At 41.4% G+C, this 21,858-nt stretch carries 19 protein-coding genes, 1 tRNA gene and 2 pseudogenes; 10 read left to right on the top strand and 12 right to left on the bottom strand.

Annotated features, from left to right (window positions below; all coding sequences use genetic code 11):
* Positions 1-7 precede the first annotated feature (7 nt).
* Positions 8-2,209, top strand: a complete 2,202-nt coding sequence (locus tag LRS05_RS11705) for a bifunctional alpha,alpha-trehalose-phosphate synthase (UDP-forming)/trehalose-phosphatase (RefSeq protein ID WP_257868491.1) — start codon at positions 8-10, stop codon at positions 2,207-2,209.
* A 169-nt stretch (positions 2,210-2,378) separates the two neighbouring features.
* Positions 2,379-2,452: transfer RNA gene (locus tag LRS05_RS11700), tRNA-Arg, on the top strand.
* A gap of 90 nt (positions 2,453-2,542) precedes the next feature.
* Here the strand turns inward: LRS05_RS11700 and LRS05_RS11695 are convergent.
* The 8 genes and pseudogenes from LRS05_RS11695 to uvrB form a co-directional block, all read right to left on the bottom strand.
* Positions 2,543-2,683, bottom strand: coding sequence for an SsrA-binding protein (locus LRS05_RS11695; RefSeq protein WP_257868490.1), 141 nt, complete (start codon positions 2,681-2,683; stop codon positions 2,543-2,545).
* Positions 2,684-2,795: 112 nt separating this feature from the next.
* A complete protein-coding gene (locus tag LRS05_RS11690; protein ID WP_257868489.1) occupies positions 2,796-4,796 on the bottom strand; it encodes a M56 family metallopeptidase in 2,001 nt (666 codons plus the stop codon).
* 1 nt (position 4,797) lies between these two features.
* Positions 4,798-5,157, bottom strand: coding sequence for a BlaI/MecI/CopY family transcriptional regulator (locus LRS05_RS11685; protein WP_257868488.1), 360 nt, complete (start codon positions 5,155-5,157; stop codon positions 4,798-4,800).
* Positions 5,158-5,255: 98 nt separating this feature from the next.
* Positions 5,256-6,376, bottom strand: a pseudogene (locus LRS05_RS11680) (MDR family MFS transporter).
* A 190-nt stretch (positions 6,377-6,566) separates the two neighbouring features.
* Positions 6,567-7,418 (bottom strand): DMT family transporter, encoded by an 852-nt coding sequence (locus tag LRS05_RS11675; RefSeq protein WP_257868487.1) that lies wholly within the window; start codon positions 7,416-7,418, stop codon positions 6,567-6,569.
* A complete protein-coding gene (locus LRS05_RS11670; protein WP_257868486.1) occupies positions 7,419-8,054 on the bottom strand; it encodes a HEPN domain-containing protein in 636 nt (211 codons plus the stop codon).
* Positions 8,038-9,066: a DUF262 domain-containing protein gene (locus LRS05_RS11665; protein ID WP_257868485.1), complete on the bottom strand. Its 1,029-nt coding sequence runs from the start codon at positions 9,064-9,066 to the stop codon at positions 8,038-8,040. Before LRS05_RS11665 ends, LRS05_RS11670 begins: the two co-directional genes overlap by 17 nt.
* A 50-nt stretch (positions 9,067-9,116) precedes the next feature.
* The gene (gene uvrB, locus LRS05_RS11660) at positions 9,117-11,102 is read right to left on the bottom strand and encodes an excinuclease ABC subunit UvrB (RefSeq protein WP_257868484.1); all 1,986 of its coding nucleotides are present in this window, start codon (positions 11,100-11,102) and stop codon (positions 9,117-9,119) included.
* 140 nt (positions 11,103-11,242) lie between these two features.
* On the opposite strand from uvrB, the gene LRS05_RS11655 reads away from it, so the two are divergent.
* Together LRS05_RS11655 and hutH are read left to right on the top strand one after the other, a co-directional pair.
* A complete protein-coding gene (locus LRS05_RS11655) occupies positions 11,243-12,733 on the top strand; it encodes an NAD(P)H-hydrate dehydratase (RefSeq protein WP_257868483.1) in 1,491 nt (496 codons plus the stop codon).
* A gap of 72 nt (positions 12,734-12,805) precedes the next feature.
* Positions 12,806-14,314, top strand: coding sequence for a histidine ammonia-lyase (hutH, locus tag LRS05_RS11650; RefSeq protein WP_257868482.1), 1,509 nt, complete (start codon positions 12,806-12,808; stop codon positions 14,312-14,314).
* Between the two features lie 118 nt (positions 14,315-14,432).
* Here the strand turns inward: hutH and LRS05_RS11645 are convergent, their stop codons facing one another.
* From LRS05_RS11645 to LRS05_RS11635, 3 genes are read right to left on the bottom strand one after another with little or no spacing between them, the layout of a single operon-like run.
* Positions 14,433-14,924, bottom strand: a complete 492-nt coding sequence (locus tag LRS05_RS11645; RefSeq protein WP_257868481.1) for a hypothetical protein — start codon at positions 14,922-14,924, stop codon at positions 14,433-14,435.
* On the bottom strand, positions 14,911-15,486 hold the full coding sequence (rsmD, locus tag LRS05_RS11640) for a 16S rRNA (guanine(966)-N(2))-methyltransferase RsmD (protein WP_257868480.1): 576 nt from the start codon (positions 15,484-15,486) through the stop codon (positions 14,911-14,913). Before rsmD ends, LRS05_RS11645 begins: the two co-directional genes overlap by 14 nt.
* Positions 15,483-16,283: a DUF3822 family protein gene (locus LRS05_RS11635; protein ID WP_257868479.1), complete on the bottom strand. Its 801-nt coding sequence runs from the start codon at positions 16,281-16,283 to the stop codon at positions 15,483-15,485. The genes rsmD and LRS05_RS11635 overlap by 4 nt, the downstream gene beginning before the upstream one ends.
* Before the next feature lie 98 nt (positions 16,284-16,381).
* Here LRS05_RS11635 and LRS05_RS11630 point away from each other — a divergent pair.
* The 3 genes and pseudogenes from LRS05_RS11630 to kdsB all read left to right on the top strand — a co-directional run bounded on the left by LRS05_RS11630 (position 16,382) and on the right by kdsB (position 19,154).
* Positions 16,382-17,807: pseudogene (locus tag LRS05_RS11630) on the top strand (ATP-dependent RecD-like DNA helicase).
* Positions 17,797-18,405 (top strand): hypothetical protein, encoded by a 609-nt coding sequence (locus LRS05_RS11625; RefSeq protein ID WP_257868478.1) that lies wholly within the window; start codon positions 17,797-17,799, stop codon positions 18,403-18,405. Before LRS05_RS11630 ends, LRS05_RS11625 begins: the two are co-directional and overlap by 11 nt.
* Positions 18,405-19,154, top strand: a complete 750-nt coding sequence (kdsB, locus tag LRS05_RS11620; protein ID WP_257868477.1) for a 3-deoxy-manno-octulosonate cytidylyltransferase — start codon at positions 18,405-18,407, stop codon at positions 19,152-19,154. The genes LRS05_RS11625 and kdsB overlap by 1 nt, the downstream gene beginning before the upstream one ends.
* Positions 19,155-19,199: 45 nt before the next feature.
* Here kdsB and LRS05_RS11615 read toward each other — a convergent pair whose 3' ends face one another.
* Positions 19,200-19,862: a spermidine synthase gene (locus tag LRS05_RS11615; RefSeq protein ID WP_257868476.1), complete on the bottom strand. Its 663-nt coding sequence runs from the start codon at positions 19,860-19,862 to the stop codon at positions 19,200-19,202.
* 60 nt (positions 19,863-19,922) lie between these two features.
* Here LRS05_RS11615 and LRS05_RS11610 point away from each other — a divergent pair, with 60 nt between their 5' ends.
* The 3 genes from LRS05_RS11610 (at position 19,923) to LRS05_RS11600 (ending at position 21,801) form a co-directional block, all read left to right on the top strand.
* The gene (locus LRS05_RS11610) at positions 19,923-20,435 is read left to right on the top strand and encodes a 1-acyl-sn-glycerol-3-phosphate acyltransferase (protein WP_308224915.1); all 513 of its coding nucleotides are present in this window, start codon (positions 19,923-19,925) and stop codon (positions 20,433-20,435) included.
* Positions 20,436-20,780: 345 nt separating this feature from the next.
* Positions 20,781-21,626: a hypothetical protein gene (locus LRS05_RS11605; RefSeq protein WP_257868475.1), complete on the top strand. Its 846-nt coding sequence runs from the start codon at positions 20,781-20,783 to the stop codon at positions 21,624-21,626.
* Positions 21,616-21,801 (top strand): hypothetical protein, encoded by a 186-nt coding sequence (locus tag LRS05_RS11600; protein ID WP_257868474.1) that lies wholly within the window; start codon positions 21,616-21,618, stop codon positions 21,799-21,801. Before LRS05_RS11605 ends, LRS05_RS11600 begins: the two co-directional genes overlap by 11 nt.
* Positions 21,802-21,858 lie beyond the last annotated feature (57 nt).

The raw sequence follows: 21,858 nt of genomic DNA, 5'->3' as shown, positions 1-21,858 counted from the left end.
AATTTTGATGAACAAAACAATAATAGTTTCAAATCGCCTGCCTATCGACCTGAATTTCAGTGATAATACCTTAAATGTTAAATCGAGCATAGGAGGGCTGGCAACCGGTATGAAATCTGTTCATGCTGAAGGGAATGGAATATGGATAGGATGGTCTGGCCTCACGGAAGAAGAAATTCCTGAAGGGCAAGATGAAGCAGTAGACACCGCCCTGCAAAATGAAAAATGTGTGAGGGTACCGCTCACTGCGCAGGATATAGAGCATTACTATTACGGCTTCAGTAACAAAGCGTTGTGGCCTTTGTTTCATTATTTCCAGGCATATACAGAATTTGAATTGGTTGAATGGGAAAGCTATAAAGAAGTAAACCGCAAGTTTGCCGATGTAGTTGCCGCACATGCAGCGCCCGGCGATACTGTTTGGGTGCATGATTACCAGTTACTGTTACTGCCACAGCTTATAAGAGAATTGCGGCCTGACATTACAATTGGCTTTTTCCTGCATATACCTTACCCGTCATATGAACTTTTCCGGACATGCCCATGGAGGGATGAACTATTATATGGAATGTTGGGGGCTGACTTAATAGGCTTCCATACCTATGATTATGTAAGGCATTTTATATCTACTGCCTCACGCCTGGCCGGGCTTGATATACGCTTTAATGAAATCACTTTTGGAGAGCGCATTGTCAAAGTGGACTTTTTCCCGATGGGGATTGATTATGACCGGTACTATAATGCTGCGGTGAAGCATATACAGGCACCGAAAGGGGCAAAGTCTGAGCTGATGCAGAATATTGATGCCCATAATACATTGCATGCCGATAGCAGATTGATACTGTCAATCGACAGGATGGACTATACCAAAGGCATACCTAACAGGATAAAGGCTTTTGAATATTTTCTTGATAAATACCCTGAGTATAAGGGCAAAGTAAGACTCGTGATGCTTTCTGTGCCTTCACGCGAAAATGTACCGCAATATCAAAAGCTTAAACGCGAGACGGATGAGCTTGTAGGTAGCATAAACGGGCGCCTCGCAACCGTAAGCTGGACACCTGTGTGGTATTTTTACAGGTCAATGCCTTTTGATGACCTTATTGACCTTTACGCAGCATCAGACGTGGCCCTTATAACGCCCATACGCGATGGTATGAACCTGGTGGCAAAAGAATACATTGCTACACGGACTGACCAGACAGGCGTACTTGTACTCAGTGAAATGGCCGGGGCTGCTAAAGAACTGCACGAGGCGCTGATTATAAACCCTAATAATTTTGAGCAGATTGCTGACAGCCTTAAATATGCGTTGGAGATGCCTGTCGAAGAACAAAAAATACGCATGCAGGCGCTGCAGAAGCGTATATCGCGGTATAATGTTGAAAAGTGGTCAGCGGCGTTTTTAAAATCGCTTGATGCTACAAAGCAAGCCGCCCCTGTTTCTCCTGCAAAAAAACTTAATCAGGAGCACCTCGATATTTTGAAAGACAACTATAAAAATTCACAACGCAGGCTCTTGTTGCTGGATTATGACGGTACTTTAACAGGCTTTAAAAACAACCCTGCAGACGCATCGCCTGATGAGGAATTATATAACCTGCTTGACAGCCTTGCTGCTGACACCCGTACTGAGTTAGCCATTATAAGCGGGCGTGACAGGGCTACACTTGAAAAGTGGTTTGGGCATAAAAATTATACTATTATTACAGATCATGGTGTATGGCTGCGGCGCAGGCAGGAGTGGCGAGCGATTGAGCGGCTTAAAACCGACTGGAAAGAAAGCATACGCCCGATAATGGAAACCTTTACCGATAGTACGCCAGGTACCTTTATTGAAGAAAAAGAATATTCGCTGGCATGGCATTACAGAAGGGCCGATGCCGAACTTGCCCACATGCGCACTATAGAGCTTAAACATGTGCTTAACGAGTTATTGGCAAATAATGCGCTGGCTGTGCTTGAAGGAAATAAAGTTATTGAGATTAAAGGCAGCAGTATTAGCAAAGGCCGTGCTGCCGCCAGGCTTACTTCAGAAAATGATTTTGACTTTATATTCGCTGTGGGCGATGACTGGACAGATGAATTTATGTTTCAGGAACTTCCGGCATCAGCTTATACCGTTAAAGTAGGTACACAAAGAACTGCAGCAAAGTATTATGTAAATAATATAGATTCGGTACGTACAATATTAAAGTCTCTATTATAACGGATAATAGAGCTTATTGGAAAGATAGCATTTTCTTTAAAGACTCTGATAACCAATTACCTAAAACTATATGTTGTTTTTATTTGAATTTAATGTAAAATATTGTTTGCAAGTTCAGGATTAGTGCCCTATATTTGCACCCGCAAACAAGTCATAGACTATTGCTTACGGCACCGTGGCGCAACTGAATAGCGCATCTGATTACGGCTCAGAAGGTTACAGGTTTGAATCCTGTCGGTGTCACTAAAAAGGCGAAAGATATTAATCTCTCGCCTTTTTTATTTATATAAAAATATTCCTGTCTGATAATATAACTCCAACTTCTTAGTATTACTAATCTACAGCCCGTGTAGTCACGTAATATTTCCAGGCAATAATAGCCTTTTGCAGCTTAGTAGCCTTAGCAAGGTCTAGCCGTTCTTTGGTGTAGTTAGGCAGGAGCCATTTGTTGAGTTTTGCCAGTAACTTAAACATTACATTAAAAATTTAAGGTATATCAAATATAAAAAAAGGCAGCCTTTTTACAGCTGCCTCAATTCATAATAAATTGTTATTTATTACTTTACTAACCAACCTTATATAAAATCTAAGCTTTTTTGTTCATTTGCTTACGCGCATTTTCCATTTCTTTGCGCGCCTTTTCCATTTCTTTGCGCGCTTCATCCATACCTTTTTTAGCTTCTTCCAAAGCTTCTTTATATTCTTTCTCGCTCAGCCCGTTGTTCTTTAGCTCACGCTTAATTTCAGGCATCCTGTTTTGAAGTGTTTCCTGCGCTTCGCGTATTTTTTTTATTGCCTCGGCCATTACCTCATCATTAATTTCAGTGCTGAAGCTGAAATTCCTGCCCATGTCTTCAAACACACGCTGCATATCTTCCATGCCATTAAAACGGAAGACATCCATATCGCCCAAATCATCCATATTGAAATCAAAGTCGAAATTAAACTCCCCTTCAGGAATGGTTATGGCATAAGCGTGTCCGTTGCCATGCAAAGGAGCAAGCCTGCCCATGCGCACTTGCGGGCCTTTGCGGGTTGTAATTTCTATAACACCTTTTTTGCCTTCTTTGCCGTATTTATTTTTGGCCTCTTTGTCCTTTAGCACATTGATTTCAGCAACATCTTCGCCAGCGGGCAGCTTAATTTCGGCACCTTTCTTTTGTTTTACGCCGTTTATTACTATTAGCGCATCAGTATTGCCAAATTTCATGCTTGTGCCTTGTCCTCTCGCAATAATATCTTCAGGGAAATTTGGCGGGGTAGGAGGGGCAGGAATATTATCTACACTGCCACGGCCCTTTATAATCATTTTCCTGTCAACAATTGTATCGCCTTTTCGCGGATCACCAAATATTTTAAAGTTATCACCTCTTACAATACGGGATTTATTGCCGTTACCGAAAGCTATTGACTTTCTTCCGGCATCATCTTTCTCTACTTCAATTGTAAAAGGTGAAATAGGCTCGGTGCCGGCTACCTCATATACCTGGCTTTGGGTTTTATCTTTCACGGTAACTTTTACAGCCGTAATTTCGCTTTTGTCATTACGTTTTACATTCTGAAAATCTACGTCTGTGTCAAACTCTTCCTTAAATACTTTCTTCTTTTCTTTCAGTTCTTCATCTTTCGAATCCTTGGTAATCATTTCTACCACCTTTACTTTAGATTCGATAACACTGCTATAGCTTTTCTTTTCCTGAGCCACGGTCTTAACCTGGAAAAGCAGCATAAAAGCAGCCAGAACCGGCAGCACAAGGCCATACTTTAATGAATTCATTTTTTTTGATTTTTGCTTGTTTAACATAACTATTCGTTTTTTGATTAATGATTGATAAAAATGATTGGTGATTGCAATATATTGTGGCTGGGCAGTAAATTTCAGCATAGTCCTCTGATAGATACGTGCATCGGTAATTCGTTTTGAGGCAACAGCATCAGCAATGAATTCGAGATTTTGTGATATCGATCTCTTATATCTCCATATAAAGGGATTGAACCAAAAAGCAATGCAAAAAAGCTGGCTTATTATCATATCAAGCGAATGCCTTTGCGAGCTGTGTACTTTTTCATGGGTAATGATGCTTTCAAGCTCATATGGCTCAAGTAGCGATGAATTATATACTATGTAATTGAAGAATGAGAAAGGATGCTGTATCGTTGTAGTGTCAACCATATAATACCGGCCAAGTTTTACAATTTGCTGCCCTATAATCAACTTTCTCAGTGAAATGATATCATATATAAACCTCGCAAAGAAAAACAGTACACCGGCTAAATAAAGGCCTGCTGCAACATCAAACCAGTTTATCTCGGCGGGTGCTTCACCATTTGCCGACCTGATGGCATTTTGTATAGCTGCGTAGTGCGCCAGATTAATTGTACCTTCTGCCGGGGCGGGGGCAGGGTCAACCCAGATTACCTTGGTGTAGGCTATAAGTGGTAATGATATTGCTGTGAACAGTCCCGCCAGTAAAAACCATCGGTTGCTGTTGAAGAACGTTTCTTTGCGTAACAGGAAATGATACGCCAGGAAGAATACCGCTATCAGCAGTGATGCCTTTGTAATATATATGATGAAGTTTTCCATATCACTTCTTGTTTTCTATCATGTCAAGTATTTCCCGGAGTTCGTCTGCGCTGATTTTTTCTTCTTTTGCGAAGAATGATATCATGCTTTTATAGGAGTTATTGAAATAATTTTCAATGGCATTGCTCATAAAGCCTTTGCGGTAATCTTCTTTGCTTACAACAGGATAATACTGATGGGTATTGCCATAAGCATTATGCGCTACATAACCTTTATCTTCAAGATTCCGAATTATAGTAGACAGTGTATTGTAATGCGGTTTTTCATCAGTCACTTCGGTAAGTACATCTTTCACGAAAGCCTTTTCAAGCTTCCATAAAATGTGCATCACTTCTTCTTCTTTGTTAGTTAACTTTTGCATGGCGGTATTTTAATAATCCAAACTTAAAACTATTTTTTTAGTTGCGCAACTATTTTTATAGTTATTAAACTAAAAAGTTAGTTTTTTATTGTTCAGCGCTATAAAATACCGGTACTTTCTTTTGCAAGTAACTTACGGAGCCAAAGCAATGCTCCAACAGCCAGTAAACCGAAGCAACCCATAAACAACCAGTTGATAGAGTAGCTGGTGTGTGAGATGATTTCCATACCGGTCTTAGAGCTTGTAATATGCGCCAGGCTGAAGGTCATTGTATACAATGCCATATACCGGCCTTCATGTCCGCGGGGTGCACGGCTCATGGCAAAAGAATTACTGAACGGAAAACAAAACATCTCGCCGATTGTGAGGAATAAAAGACTAACAAACAGCGCACCCAGCCATGCATTGGCCAGCAGAGCGAAGAAACTTATACCCATGAGTAACGAACCCCACATCACAATTTTTAGCTTTTCTACATTTTTTCGCTCAAAGTAACCTACTATCGGCATTTCAAGAAAAAATATGGCAAGCCCGTTGGCCGACATCATAAGCCCGGTATGGAATTCAGTTAACCCATACCATTCTCTGTGATAGAGCGGGAGTGTCGTAAACAGTTGGAAGAATACAAACGCCGTGGCAAAGCTGCTGAACAGGAATAGCACAAACGGAAAATCACGCAGGGCAGAGCGTTGTGGCTGTGCAGTGTCAAGATGCCTGTCGGCTGCCGGCTTCTTTTTTCCTTTACCAGTAAGGCAAATATCAATATTGAAATGATACACGAAGCGCCGTCGGCCCAAAACAGGCCTTTGTAGCCAATACCAAGTATGATGAGTCCGCCCATGGCAGGGCCAAGTGCAAAACCCATATTTACGGCAAGGCGTACCAATGTAAGAGCCCGGGTGCGGTTTTCAGGTTTGGCGTAAGCGGTAAGCGACACAAACATGGCAGGCCTGAACATATCTGCAATTACCATGATGCTGAACATAGCGATGCACAGTCCGTAAAAGCTGGTGACAAACTGTATCCCGAAAAACATAAGCCCGCTGGTAAAGAGGCTGAACACCATTATTTTATAGAACCCGATCTTGTCTGATAACTTGCCGCCCAGCCATGAACCCAGCATTGAGCCGGTGCCGAAGCAGACCATTATCCACCCGACCTGGCTATAGGTAAAGTGCAGGTCTTCCTTAAGATATTTTGACAGGAAGGGCAGCACCATAGTACCGGCACGGTTAATGAAGGTGATGATAGCCAATATCCATACCTCCCTGCTGAAACCGCGGAAGTTATTGATGTATCGGGTAAAGGCCTTTTGGAGCATTGCACAGAATTTTGCATTGCAAAGGTAAGAAATGATGCACGACAACGTGCAAGGTTTCTAAACCTTACAGGTTTTTAAAATAAAAATACTAAGCGTAAATCTGCGACAGTGTAATAAGCCCGATGGCACACAGCGCCAGCGCAATGCCAACGTAATTGATTACTGAAAGTTTTTCTTTAAACGCGAGGATTCCCACAAGGCTTCCCAGAACAATTACCCCCATGTTCATTGAGGCAAATACGGTTGAAGGATTATCTGAAAAATCCCGGTGGGCCATTAAGTAAAATAATATATTACCGAAGTTGAGGGCGCCCACGCCAAGCCCGAACTTCACATTTTCAACCTTTATTCTTTTGCCTTTAGCAAGGCTGTAAAATATGAAAAGCCATGACACTGCCAATGCTCCGCACAACACCAGAAATAACGATGTCTTGTATGGAATTTCAATGCCGACTATTTGTTTAAATAGTATATCAATTATCCCAAAACCTAATAAAACCACAGCAGGGTAGAGCCATTTGTTTTCAGTTTTATCGGGCTTTTTATACAGTATGAGCGCTATTGCAGGGAAACCAATAGCAAGCCCCGCCCACTTGTAATTATTGAATTGCTCGCCGAAAATAAACCATGCCGCGAGTATGGGAATGAAAAGCGACATGCGTTGCGCAGCATCGGTCTTTACAATACCCATATGCTTTATGGATAGTGCCAGGAACAAAAATATTGACGGAAGTAAAATGCTTACAGGTATATATATATGCCACGGCAGGCTGCTGTCGATTACGGGAATATATGGCCTTAGAATAATAAAACACAGGCAGACTGCGGTGATATAGTTGAATGCAACTATTTGTGCAATGTTTACATTATGCTTGCGGGCTATCTTAAAGATAACACCAACTGATACGCTGCAGATTATGGAAAGGATGAGGTAGAGCATTTAAGCAATTATATGTAAAGCTTTATTTTGAATAATATTTTCAATTTCAGAATCTAAACCTGATGAATAATCTCGAAACTCCGTTATAAAAATACAAATGTCAGCATTTGTTAAATCTGAGGCATCATCATTATGGTGCAAAATATTATTCCGCTTTGTCACAATTGTATTTATAAGTTCTTTCTTATCTTGAAAGTTTATATTTTCTTCTAATTTAATACCAAACATTTCGAATAAGTCTTTTGTTCTAAAAGGATTTCCAGAAATAAAATTATCTAAATCATTTTTCTTTATTTTCAAATCCAATTTATCAAATCGACAATGTTTCTTATCAAGAATCGAATTCATTTTAGAGTCGCTTTTGGGTTTTTGTTCAATACTCCAACGTATCAAATTATAAGACAAATTTTCCTTTGTTAACCTCTCTTTAAAATCTAGTAACGCCAACTCTAATGCATCTTTTAGATAAGTTTCAAGATACCCGCATAAATTAATTAAAAATGATTTTGTAATAAAATTAGCATTATTATATACGAATGGTAAAGGCTCGTCAGAAATTAGAATAGTATCAAATTCTAAAATTGTACGATTTAATTCGTCAAGTTTATCGGTAAAATTTTTATACGCTTTGGTCATAACCGTCAATTTCACGTAATTTTTCAACCCAAAGATTTCGTCTTGTGATTATTGATGATTTTTGTTGAAGACCACCTGACATAGTTTTTTTGAATTCTGGGAGGGCGCATAATTCTTGGAATTTACGATTTAAATTTTCTCGATTTGCATCAATAAATTGATCCGAAAGATTATTAAAACTCCACATTAGCAAATCATAATATGCAATACTTTGGCGTGGTTTCTCCAACGTTGTATCTACAAATGGTCTGTCGAATGTTCGAAGACATCTGTCTAGAGTAGCATTAAACGTATTCCTTAATCCATCCTGAGCATCTTGCTCCAAGTTTTGATGTTGTTGCATGTATCTATCAAGCCATTTTGCAAGTCTCCCATCATATTCCTCTAAAGTGTCATCTAATGCAAGAAAACGTAGAATTAATTCTTCATTACTTCTGTCTTCACGTTCAGCACTTTTTTGAAAGTTTTTAATGAATTCTATATCACCTAATTCAATCAGTAATTTGTCTAGATTTCCAGGATAAATAGCATGTCTTATCTCTTGATCACTTAATCTTACAGCGCCTTGATTTAATCTTGCAAATATTTCATGAACAAGCTCTTTTGGATTTTCTTTACGAAGAATTATGCATCTTATCGTAGTGCTTTCTAATTCACTCTGCAACTCACCTAGTTCAGAAAATTTCTGACCATTTAGTTGGGGATAAACCGTTAAACCTTCCAATGCAAATTCATCATTGAAAAACCTTTTGATTGTAGTAATTCTTTGAACTCCATCGATTACGAGATGATTATTGTGTTCGTTTTCAGCAAAATAACATGCAGGTAACGGAATTCGCATTAAACATGATTCTATAAATCTACTCGCCCTTTCAAATCCATCTTTATCCCATTTATACTTACGTTGAAATTCTGGATTTAGAATTAATTTTGCGGGTTCTGCGTCTGCTCTAGTGACTAATGTTTCAAATGGATAATCTATCGGATACAAATTTAATGTAGCTCTTTCCATGTTAAATCTAAATTTTAACGAATATATAAATAATTATGTAAGAATTCTTCCTAAACCTTATCCTGCAATACCTTAATCTCATCCCTTAACTTTGCGGCTTGTAAAAAGTCAAGCTCTTTGGCGGCCTTCTCCATGGCCTTGCGTTTCTCGCGGATGATTTTGTCAATATCAATCTTGCTCATGTACGTTGTATCCGGTTCAGCTGCGATTTTCGGAGCGTTTTCAAACTTGTAAGCATTGTTCTGTCCCAGTACATTCTTCTCAATTTTTTTGTTAAGCGCCTGTGGTACAAGGTTGTTCTCCAGGTTGTAGGCATGCTGCTTTTCGCGACGATAATTGGTCTCGTCAATAGTGCGCTGCATACTGTCGGTAATCTTGTCGGCATACATTATCGCCTTGCCGTTTACGTTACGTGCTGCACGGCCCACTGTCTGTATCAGCGAGCGGTTACTGCGCAGGAAGCCTTCCTTGTCAGCATCAAGTATCGCCACGAGCGACACCTCCGGCAAGTCAAGCCCTTCACGTAAAAGGTTAACCCCGATAAGCACATCAAATAAACCTTTGCGCAAATCCTGCATGATCTCTACACGTTCCAGCGTATCTACTTCACTGTGAATGTAACGGCAACGTATCGACAACTTCGTAAGGTATTTTGCCAGTTCTTCCGCCATTCGCTTGGTCAGGGTTGTAACAAGCACACGCTCGTCAAGTTCCACACGTTGCTGAATTTCCTCAATCAGGTCATCTATCTGGTTCAGGCTCGGGCGTATCTCTATCACCGGGTCAAGCAATCCCGTTGGGCGTATAACCTGCTCAACATAAATCCCTTCGCTCTTTTGTAGTTCATAGTCGGCAGGGGTGGCGCTCACGTATACTACCTGGTTTTGCATTGCCTCAAACTCTTCAAATTTAAGCGGACGGTTATCCATCGCGGCCGGCAGCCTGAACCCGTACTCCACAAGGTTTTCCTTACGTGAACGGTCGCCGCCGTACATAGCATGCACCTGGCTTACCGTTACGTGGCTTTCGTCAATCACCATCAGGTAATCTTTGGGGAAATAATCAATAAGGCAGAAAGGCCTTGTACCCGGCAACCTGCGGTCAAGATAGCGGGAATAGTTCTCAATTCCCGAGCAATAACCAAGTTCGCGAATCATCTCCAGGTCGAAGTTGGTACGCTCTTCAAGGCGCTTGGCTTCAAGGTGTTTGCCTATGGAGTTAAAGTATTCTACCTGCTTCACCAGGTCCTGCTGAATCTCCCAGATGGCGCCGTTAAGCACATCAGGACTGGTAACGAACATGTTTGCAGGATAGATATTCAGCCTGTCGTATTTTTCTATGACTTTTGAAGAAGTTTTTTCAAAAGCTTCAATTTCTTCAATTTCATCACCAAAGAAATGGATGCGGAAAGGGTCGTCGCCATAACTCGGGAATACTTCTACAGTGTCACCTTTTATACGGAATGTCCCCGGAGTGAAATCGCCTTCTGTACGGGCATATAAGCTTTGTACCAACCTGTGTAATAATTTAGTGCGTGAAATAATCTCACCACGTTTTATAGATATTACGTTTTTCTGGAACTCAACCGGGTTACCAATACCGTATAGGCACGATACCGAAGCCACCACCAAAACATCACGCCGCCCCGATAATAGGGCAGATGTGGTGCTGAGGCGCATTTTCTCAAGCTCTTCATTTATTGAAAGGTCTTTTTCAATGTAAAGTCCGCTAACTGGTATATAGGCTTCAGGCTGGTAATAGTCGTAATACGAAACAAAATACTGCACGGCATTCTCTGGAAAAAACTGCTTGAACTCGCTGTACAGCTGGGCTGCAAGCGTTTTGTTATGTGCAAGCACAAGTGTAGGTTTTTGCACTTCTTCAATTACGTTAGCCATGGTAAAAGTCTTACCGCTGCCTGTCACGCCCAGCAGTGTCTGGAAACGCTCCCCCGCTTTTATCCCCTCGCTCAGTTTCTTTATCGCTTCGGGCTGGTCACCCATCGGCTTATAGTCAGATACTACCTTAAATTTCATCTTCTTCGCATTTTCGCAAAGATAGTGATTATGAGGCAGAATTCAGCTTAAGGTAAGGCTCCGCAATTAGTTAAAACTTTGTTGTAAAACGGGTTATGAGCTACATAAAATAATAAATTTACTGAAACCATTCTGCACAAATGAAAATATTTGCCCTTGAAAAGATACGTGAAGCTGACAAAATAACAATTTTAAGGCAGGGCATTACATCGTATGATTTGATGGAACGTGCTGCCAATGAGGCTTTTTTGTGGATAAAAACTGCAAACCCAGATAAAGAAACAGCCTTTCATGTTTTCTGTGGCGGGGGTAATAACGGTGGTGACGGGCTGATTATAGCCAGATTATTATATGAAGATGGTTACGAAGTGCAAATCCATCAGATTGAAGGTGTAAAGACATCTGAAGATTATAAAACTGCGTTGCAAAATGCTGTTGATAAGGATGTTAAAGTAACAAACTCACTCAAAATAGAATACGAAGGCGATAAGACCATAATAATTGATGCTTTATTCGGTACAGGATTATCACGTGAACCTGAAGGTAAATATCTGGAAGTTATTGAATTAATTAATAATTGTGGGTTGACTATAATTTCAATCGACATACCATCGGGATTGTTTTTGGATAAGCCGACAACGGTTGCCGTTAAAAGTAACATTGTGCTAACTTTCCAGTGTCCGAAATTTGCATTTTACCTGAGCAGCAATTATGATTTTGTTAACACTGTAGAGGTGCTGGATATTGGTTTGGACAAAGAATTTATCTCTAAAGAAAATTCTGATATAATTTTTGTTAATAAAAAGGATGCTAATACACGTTACAAGCATGTGCCGTATTATGCGCATAAAGGTACAATGGGGCATGCGTTAATAGTTGGCGGAAGTTATGGAAAAATCGGTGCGATAACCCTTTCGGCAAAAGCAGCGCTTAAAGCCGGCAGCGGACTCGTTACATCCTATATACCGGAATGTGGGTACAATATTCTTCAAACCGCGCTGCCCGAAGCGATGGTAATTACAAATGGTGAAAAATACATTTCACAAATATCATTTGAAATAAAACCGACAGCAATTGGAATTGGCCCTGGGCTGGGACTAAATGAAGAAACACAGCACGCTTTTCACGACCTGCTGCAACTGCAAACAGCGCCAATGGTTATTGATGCCGATGCGCTTAACATTCTGTCAGCTAATAAAGAATGGCTGAAAGATGTACCTGAAAACTCAGTGCTTACGCCGCATCCTAAAGAGCTGCAGCGGCTTATAGGAGATTGGCAGGATGACTTTGAAAAAATGGAGATGGTAAAGGCTTTCTCAAAGCAGTATAAGCTGGTAATGGTTTTGAAGAATGCCCGAACCATGGTAGTTTATGAAGATAAGGTCTATGTTAACTCAACCGGTAATTCAGCATTGGCAACCGGTGGCAGCGGCGATGTGCTCACGGGTATCATAACAGGCCTGATTGGGCAAGGCTATAGCACTGTTGATGCAGCAGTGTTTGGTGTTTATCTCCACGGACTCACAGCCGACATTGGCGCTGCGGAAATAAGTAAGCAAGCTTTTACAGCTTCATCTATCATTGATTATTTGGGTAAAGCCTTTCTGCAGGTGGAGAGCGAGTGCCTTTAGTCGAATTCTTGCAAATTCCTTGTTTTTTACGCAGGGTTTACGGAATTTTACCGCTTCAAAACCCACCAATAAATGGACACTGTACATTACATAAGCACCGATATACTTTCCCTTGAAACCGTAAACGAGATTATCACCCAAAACAAAAGGCTTGAACTAAGTGAGGAGGCGAGGGTGAATATCGAGAAATGCCGCAACTACCTCGATGAAAAGATGAAAACCCAGGAGGATGCCATTTACGGAATCAACACCGGTTTCGGCTCGCTTTATAATGTAAAGATTTCAAACGATAACCTTTCGCAGCTTCAGGAAAACCTTGTAAAATCTCACGCATGCGGCACAGGCGACATTGTTCCGGATGAAGTTGTTAAGATCATGCTGCTGTTGAAAATACAGTCGCTTAGTTACGGCTATAGCGGCGTTCAGGTGAAAACAGTAGAAAGGCTTATTGACTTCTATAACAATGACATACTTCCTGTTATCTATACTTTAGGTTCACTTGGCGCGTCAGGCGATTTGGCTCCGCTGGCGCACCTTTCATTGCCGTTGCTTGGAGAAGGCGAAGTGTTTATGGATGGTTTCCGACAGCCTGCAAAAAAGATGCTTGAGAAAATGGGGTGGGAGCCGATAGTGCTTCAATCGAAGGAAGGGCTGGCATTGCTTAACGGTACGCAGTTTATGAGCGCTTACGGAGTTTATGCATTGCTGAAGGCGACTAAGCTTTCATACCTAGCTGACATCGTCGGGGCAATTTCCCTTGAAGGCTTTGACGGAAGGATTGAACCGTTCAATGAACTGATACACATGGTGCGCCCCCACAAAGGCCAGATTGTGACAGCTCGCCGCATGAACGAATTGCTTGATGGCAGCGAGATCATTGCCCAGCCGAAAAAGCATGTACAGGACCCGTATTCGTTCCGGTGCATACCGCAGGTGCATGGCGCGAGCAAAGACACGATTGACTACGTTAAGAAAGTGTTCCGTACCGAGATCAACTCGGTTACCGATAACCCGAATATTTTTATCGACAGTGACTTAATTATTTCAGGCGGTAACTTCCACGGTCAGCCGTTGGCGTTGACATTGGATTTCCTCGGGCTTGCCCTTGCCGAACTCGGTAGCATAAGTGAGCGCCGTACTTATCAGCTTATCTCAGGCCTGCGCGGACTGCCACCGTTCCTTGTATCAAACCCCGGACTTAACTCGGGCTTTATGATTCCGCAATATACCGCTGCCGGTATCGTGAGCCAGAACAAACAGTTGGCAACTCCGGCGAGTGTCGACAGCATCGTGTCGAGCAACGGGCAGGAAGACCACGTGAGCATGGGTGCCAATGCCGCTACCAAAACCCTGAAGATTGTTGATAACCTGGAGCGCATACTGGCCATTGAGCTTATGAATGCCTCACAGGCTATAGAGTTCCGCCGGCCGCTAAAAACAAGTGATTTCCTTGAAATGTTCCTGAAATCGTACCGTGAAGAAGTACCGCTTGTTGAAGAAGACCGTATTCTGCATTATGACATAGAAAACACCATTGCCTTCCTGCAGAATTTACAGCTGGATGAGAGTGTGTTTGAGTAAAGATTTTGGAACACACCTGCCCGAATGGTACAGGCGCGGATTAGAAAGATTAAGCAGATTAACACAGATTTTTTACAGTAGTTCCATGTCGAACGCAGCGCAGCGGAGTTGAGACATCTCAAACGTCAATATCAAATTTGGTTTTAAAATATTCTTTCCAAAAGTTTACGACTTTCTCAATTTCATCTTCAAAATATAATTTATCGCCATTGGCCATAATTATGTAAAGAGCGGTCTGATCAAATTGTTTGCTAAAAATATTTGAAAAAGGGCCAATATTTTTTGTTGTTGTTTCAATTTGTCCTTTTGCTCTCCCAGGATCCAAATCTAAATGCTTCGCGCCATTTGCAATATCATGCATAATTTTTAAAGATGGACAAACAGGGTATAACGTTTTTCTAAATCCGCCTAATTCGCTTTTATCACGGATTTGAAAATGCTCTTTGGCTACCCAATCTGTTAAATGGAAAGAAAACATTGCTAATGCCAAAGCTTTGGGGGTAGACGTTGTCCTACCTCTAAATTCTGAATGTTGCTCAAGTAATGCTCTTAATAAATCCGTAGAATTTTTGATATCAAAAGAATAAATTGGATTACTATTCTGCTCCATTTCTAACAATATTTTCTTTAACATCTCCCACCTCATAAAAACTAAACACGCTCCCACCATACTTCTTGTCAAAAGAAAAATTCGGCAGGTGGTCCATTTTGGTGTGTTTTGAATGTTCGATGATTAGCAGGCCGCCATCGGCAAGGGCGTTGTGTTCAAAGATAAGGTGCACCAGTTCTTCAAAAAGCTTCTGCTCCATGTGGTAGGGTGGGTCGGCAAAAATGATGTCATATGCTGCTTTGTTGCCTTGCAGGAATTTTTTAACCGGGCTCTTGGTTGCCTGTATATTGAAATCAAACTCCTGAGCCGTTTGTTTTATAAACTTGATACAGCCGAAATCTTCATCTACGGCAGTAATGCTTGCGGCGCCGCGCGACCCGAACTCATAGCTGATGTTTCCAGTACCGGCAAATAGGTCAAGCACCTTAATACCTTCAAGGTCTACACGGTTGTTCAGTATATTGAACAGCGATTCCTTGCTCATGTCGGTCGTTGGGCGTACGGGCAGGTTCTTCGGCGGGCTTATCCTGCGGCCCTTATATTTTCCTGAAATTATCCTCATGAATGCAATAGTATAAAGTGTTCCAGCGCAATGGCTTCGGTAATGCCGAATTTATCCTGCAGCGCCGTGGTGTCGAGCAAATCTACATTCCGAATATAATTGTAAGCCGCCTCAAAATAAGCGCTCTGCCTGTCGATTTTCCCCAATAGGCTTATGTTTACGGTCTCGGGGTTCAGCTGCAGCTGCTCAAGAGTAAATAATATGTAATATAAAAAGTCGTCCGTAGTGCTGTACTCAAACGAGTTGAACAGCAATAGCTTTTGTCCGCGAGCTACCACAATCTCGAAATGGTTATCCTGAAGATGGATGTACACATTCACGCTGCCGGTGCTGCCAAGTTCCAAAAGTTTCGGAACAAGGATGCTGTTGGCATTACGGTACTCGAACTCCCCGAACTGGTCGATAAGAAAATTGTTCACGTTTACCAGCGGCACATATACATTGTTCATTTCGTGGCCGGCTATAGCATCGTATGTGAAGAAATCCGTCTCAAAAACCTTGGTGTTGTATTGCAGGTAGCTGCCCAGGTAATGCTCGTCAAACAACGCTTGCGGTACAAAGGTATTGAAGCTGTTATCGTGCAAAACCACCACTTCGTCATACGGGCGGGTAAGTTCAGGATGGTCAACAAACACCTTCCAAAGCTGTTCTTCAATAGGCTTGTACTTCGCGAACTTAATTTCTTTATGGCCCAGCAGCTGCCAGTTGAGCGTATCAAGGCAGCAGAACGAAAGGCCGTCCTGCGCCACGCTCAGCGCCAGTTTGCGGTAATTCTTCAGTGTAATAACGTCTGTCATGGCAACGGGTTAGGGTAACAAATTTACATTCTTTTTCGGGATATGCGGGGCAGGGCGCAAAATCGTGGTATCTTTGAAATCCTAATTTGATTACCCGAATGACCACCCCGCAGTTTTACAGCCTGTTGCGCAACAGTTTCCCGTTTGAGCCCACGGCAAAGCAGGATATTTTCCTCCAGCAGATTGCGGGCTTTGTGACTGACCATAGCAGGAACAACCTCTTTGTGCTGAAAGGCTATGCAGGTACAGGTAAGACTACGATTATATCGACACTTGTAAATAATCTTCAGGCAGCCGGTAAGAAATATGTGCTCTTGGCACCGACGGGCCGCGCGGCGAAGGTTATTGCAAATTACAGCAACAAACCGGCGTTTACGATACACAAACGCATTTATTTCCCGAAAAAAGGAAGCGGGGGCGAGGTGGGCTTTACATTGCAGCCGAATAAATTTAAGGACACAGTTTTTATTGTGGATGAAGCCTCAATGATAAGCGATACCGCCGCAGAGAGCAGGATGTATGCCAACGGTTCGCTGCTTGACGATCTTATGAGCTATGTGTACAACGGTGAGCGGTGCAGCATGATACTGATTGGTGATACGGCACAGCTTCCGCCGGTGAATATGGAGTTGAGTCCCGCGCTGGATATAAAAGGACTGGCTCAGAATTACGATAAGAACGTGCACCACATAGAATTGGACGAAGTAATGCGCCAGGCTCTTGACTCAGGAATTCTTTACAACGCTACAGAGATACGTGAGATGCTGAAGACGGCATTCCCTGACGCGTTTACGTTCAATTTAAGAGGTTTTAAGGATATTGTGCGGCTGACGGATGGTTACGACATTCAGGATGCCATACACGCCGCATATAGCAATTATAGTATTGAAGATACGGCTTTCATTGTACGGTCCCAACAAGCGGGCCAACCAGTATAATATGCAGATACGTACGCGAATTTTAGGCCGTGAGAGCGAACTTTCGGCCGGAGATATGTTGATGGTGGTAAAGAATAATTATTTTTGGCTTGAGGAAAAGAGCGAGGCAGGTTTCATTGCCAACGGTGACATCATTGAAGTGCTGGAGATTTTCAAGATTCAGGAGCTGTACGGCTTTAAGTTCGCGAAAGTGAAAGTACGGATGGTAGATTATGAAAACCAGCTGCCATTTGAGACGATACTGATTCTCGACACGCTGGAAAGTGAAACGCCGTCGCTTACGTATGAGGAATCGGATAAGCTGTATAAGGAGGTTATGGCTGATTATGAGCACGAAGCCAACAAATACAAACGTTTTATGGCAGTTAAGAACAACCCCTATTTTAATGCGCTGCAGGTCAAGTTCTCCTATGCCATTACCTGCCATAAAAGCCAGGGCGGGCAGTGGAACACGGTGTTTATAGAGCAGCCTTACCTGCCGGAGGGCATCAACAGGGATTACCTGCGTTGGTTGTACACGGCAGTGACACGGGCAAAAGATAAATTGTATTTAATAGGGTTTAAAGATGAGGCGTTTGAAGAGTAGTTTCCCGATATTGGTATATTCAATAATGTTAATGTGCTTATATTCATGTAATATAGGTACAGTAAATATTGAAACCCAGGAGGGAGTTAATAATGCACGGGATATAATCATTGAAAGGTTTGGTGAAAATAAAGAAATCAATGGTCTCTCTCTCGTTACTGCAACTGGATATGTTCCAACAATGGAATCAGTATTACAAACTGTAACTATAGAATACCCAATACAAAATAAAGTTTATTATGAGGTTTATAAGCTGGCTGAGCCGGATGATGTTTCTGAACCTGATTTGTTGTATAAATTTGAACCTCGTTTATTAAATAAAAGTGACGATACTGTTGAAACTGTCAGAATAAAGGAAATCAAATTTGATGAAATACCGTCATATGTTGAGGCTGCAAAAAAGCTCATTAAGAATAAACATTTATATTCGTCAATCCATCTATCTGAATGGGATTTCAGTGTAACAAAAAATCATCAAGTTACCCATATATTTACGATTATGTGTACATTGAAGAAGCCCGAACCTTTGCAACGTGGAAGTTGGATTAGATTTGAAATTGACGAGGAAGGAAAATTAAAGGAGAAGAAATATTTATAATGAAAATCATAGCAGTAATACCGGCGCGATATGCCAGCACACGTTTCCCGGCAAAGCTTATGCAGGATCTGGGAGGGAAGACAGTTATAACCAGAACCTACCAGGCAGCGGTGGGCACAGGCCTGTTTGATGATGTGTTTGTGGTTACCGACTCTGATATCATCTTTAAAGAGATTGAAGCCAACGGCGGCAAAGCCATCATGAGCATTAAAGAACATGAGAGTGGAAGTGATCGTATAGCTGAAGCGGTAGAAAACCTTGATGTTGATATAGTTGTGAACGTACAGGGTGATGAGCCTTTTATCAACAAAGAACCCTTGGCGGATGTGCTTGAAGTGTTTAAGAGCGACACCGCCCATGAGATTGACCTTGCATCAGTAATGATTCCGATAACGGACTGGGATGATATCAATAACCCCAACAATGTAAAAGTAATTACCGACCAGAAGGGCTTCGCGCTATATTTCTCACGTTCGGTTATTCCATTTCCACGTGATAAAGAAGCAGGAGCGAAATACTTCAGGCATATAGGTATTTACGCGTTCAGGAAGCATGCGCTTATGGACTTTTATAAGCTGCCAATGCAATCGCTCGAAGCTACCGAAAAACTGGAACAGCTGCGCTACCTGGAGTACGGCAAGAAAATCAGGATGGTGCAGACAGGCCACGCCGGCATAGGCATCGACACCCCTGAAGATTTGGAAAAGGCCAGGAAGATGCTGGGGGTAATCTTAAAAAGATCCGCATAAATCTGCTAAATCTGCTAAATCCGCGTCATCCGCGTTCCATAAAAATCACCGTAATTTTTTTATCGTAAAAAGCTCGTTATGGTCTTCTACCTTGGGGTACATCCGTACGGAATAATCATTGCTAAAGTGTGTGCGATAATCTAAATTTCTTTGCTTATCTTTCTTTGTCAATGTCATGGTATTGAACAAGATGAAGCCATTTACATTAAGAAGGAAGTTAATTCTGTTAATAAAGAAATCTTCAAACAAAAAGTTAGGCATAGCAGTGTCGCGAAAGATATCAATAATGATGAGGTCATACCTTTTCTTTGTTCGCAGCACGTATTCAAAAGCATCACCAATTACTATTTCAACGTCATTATAATCTTTGAGTCCGAAATAGGTGTTTGCAATCTCAACTGCCACAGGGTCAATTTCAACGCCGGTGATGTGTCCGCAGTATTTTATTTCATCCTTTAGTGTTTTGATCACGCTGCCGCCTGCCACACCAAGTATAAGTATCTCCTTAAATCCGCGTATGCGCTCAAAACCTATGTAGTGCAATCCTTTCCGCAATATGCGCTGCAGGCTGCCGTATGAATAATTGGTATTGGCACTGTCAAGTACCAGCTGGCCATTGTTCCAGGTAACTTCAAGGTTTTTGCTGTAAGCAGAGCGTTTGTTGTAAATATTTATAGGGATGAAGTAGCTTAAAATCCGCCTGAACATTAGTAATTTGTTTGCGGTTGTAAATATATAGTATTTTTATAGCCTGTTTTCTGACGATTTATGAAAAAAATATATCGGTTTATATTTTTCAGGCTTATGGGATGGCGGCTTAACGGAACTATAAGTCCTGGCTTAAAAAAATGCATAATGGTAGTGGTGCCTCACACCAGTTGGGTTGATTTCTTTATTGGGGTAATGGCACGTGGGTCAATAGGGCTGGAGATGCACTATGTGGCAAAGAAAGAGCTGTTCCGGTTCCCTTTTGGGGCATGGTTCCGGTGGATGGGCGGCGCGCCGCTTGACAGGAGCAGGGCAGAGAATAAGGTTGACGCCATTGCAGCAATCTTCCATCAGCGTAAGGTGTTTCGTTTGGCTATCGCCCCTGAAGGAACGCGTAAAAAAGTTGACAAATGGAAAACCGGCTTTTATTACATAGCGCTTAAAGCTGATGTGCCTGTGGTTGCAATTGCATTTGACTATGGTAAAAAGAGGTTAAGATTGCTGAGCCATTTTATCCTGCAGGTAATATTGACAATGACCTTAAAATTCTTGAGGCAAACTACATTGGCGTAACAGGCTTTGTGCCTGAATACAGCTACAAAAATGATTATGAATAGTTTAACGCTTTGTTAGCAGTCATTAACAACATGTGGTTGTATCTTTACAATAGCAAAAATGAGAAAGTTAGCTATAGGCCAATAAAATATTTATAGAATATTACTGCTTAAGCAGCTTTTAAGAATTTGTGTTTGTTTTATTGGTTAATGAGAACCCGGGAAATATTTTATAATATGCTTCCGGGTTTTTTATTTATGGGTGTTATAGGTAGTTTAAGTTATTTATAACTATTCATTGGTAAAACGTTAAGAGTATGTGCGGTTATATTTACAAAAACAAAATTAACTAACATTTCTACTTATGAAAAGAAACATTTACCTATTAGGCGTATTGGCAGGATTGTCATTTTTTGCATCGTGCAGTGATGATGACAATAATAATAACAATCAGCAGCAAACAGTAGAGCTTTACACATCCAGCAATACTTCAGGCAAGATATCAGTTACAAATTTGTCAAACGGGCAGGTAGTGAGCCTTGGTAATGCTGATGATATAAACCTCGATTCAGATGGAATTTATTATGATCCTGTTTCAGACCAAATCATACAGGCATCAAGAAGCAGGAATAAATTAAACCTATATGAGAATATACAGGATGCAATTGCTAATAACGGAACACTTTTAAACGTTGGTAACGGAATATCTGATATCCACTTTACAAACCCGAGAGAAATTGCGGTTACAGGCAATACAATCTTTGTTGTACAAGACCAATCTGCTGCGAATGAAATGACAAATAAAATTGTTGTGTTTACTAAAAACGGCAATGAATTTTCAAAAACAAAAACATATACTATCGATTTTAAACTGTGGGGAATCCATGCAGACGGCAATAATCTTTATGCGGTAGTTGACAATACCGGAAACATAGCAAGGTTTGATAATATATTAAGCATGCCTGAAGGCGCTATTTTCCCAACTAAGATTGTTAGCATTGCAGGCCTTACCAGGACTCATGGTATTACTTATTCGGCAGAATCAGATGTTATGGTACTTACTGATATTGGAGATGCAGCTGTTGATAATGACGGTGGTATTGTATTTATTGATAACTGGACTGAGATTTTCAACAATGTTACAAGCGGAAATGGTATAAATATGGGGTTACAGCATAGGATATACGGACCCTTCAACAATGTTGGGTAACCCTGTTGATGTAGCATATGATAACGTAGCAAAAAGAATCTATGTGGCTGAAAGGCTGAATGGCGGCGGCCGTGTACTTACATTTGCATCGCCATCAACAGGTACTTTTGATACAGCACCTTTACAAAATAGGGCTGAGCCGGGTGTATCTGCCGTGTACCTGTCAAGAAGATAATCATTTGTTGATGTGAATATTCAAAGCTCTGCTAATGCAGGGCTTTTTTGTTTAATA

It is taken from the genome of Flavobacterium sp. J372, assembly GCF_024699965.1.
Taxonomy (GTDB): Bacteria; Bacteroidota; Bacteroidia; order Flavobacteriales; family Flavobacteriaceae; genus Flavobacterium.
Note: the sequence above shows the minus strand (reverse complement) of the source record. Positions and strands in the feature narration are given on the sequence as shown.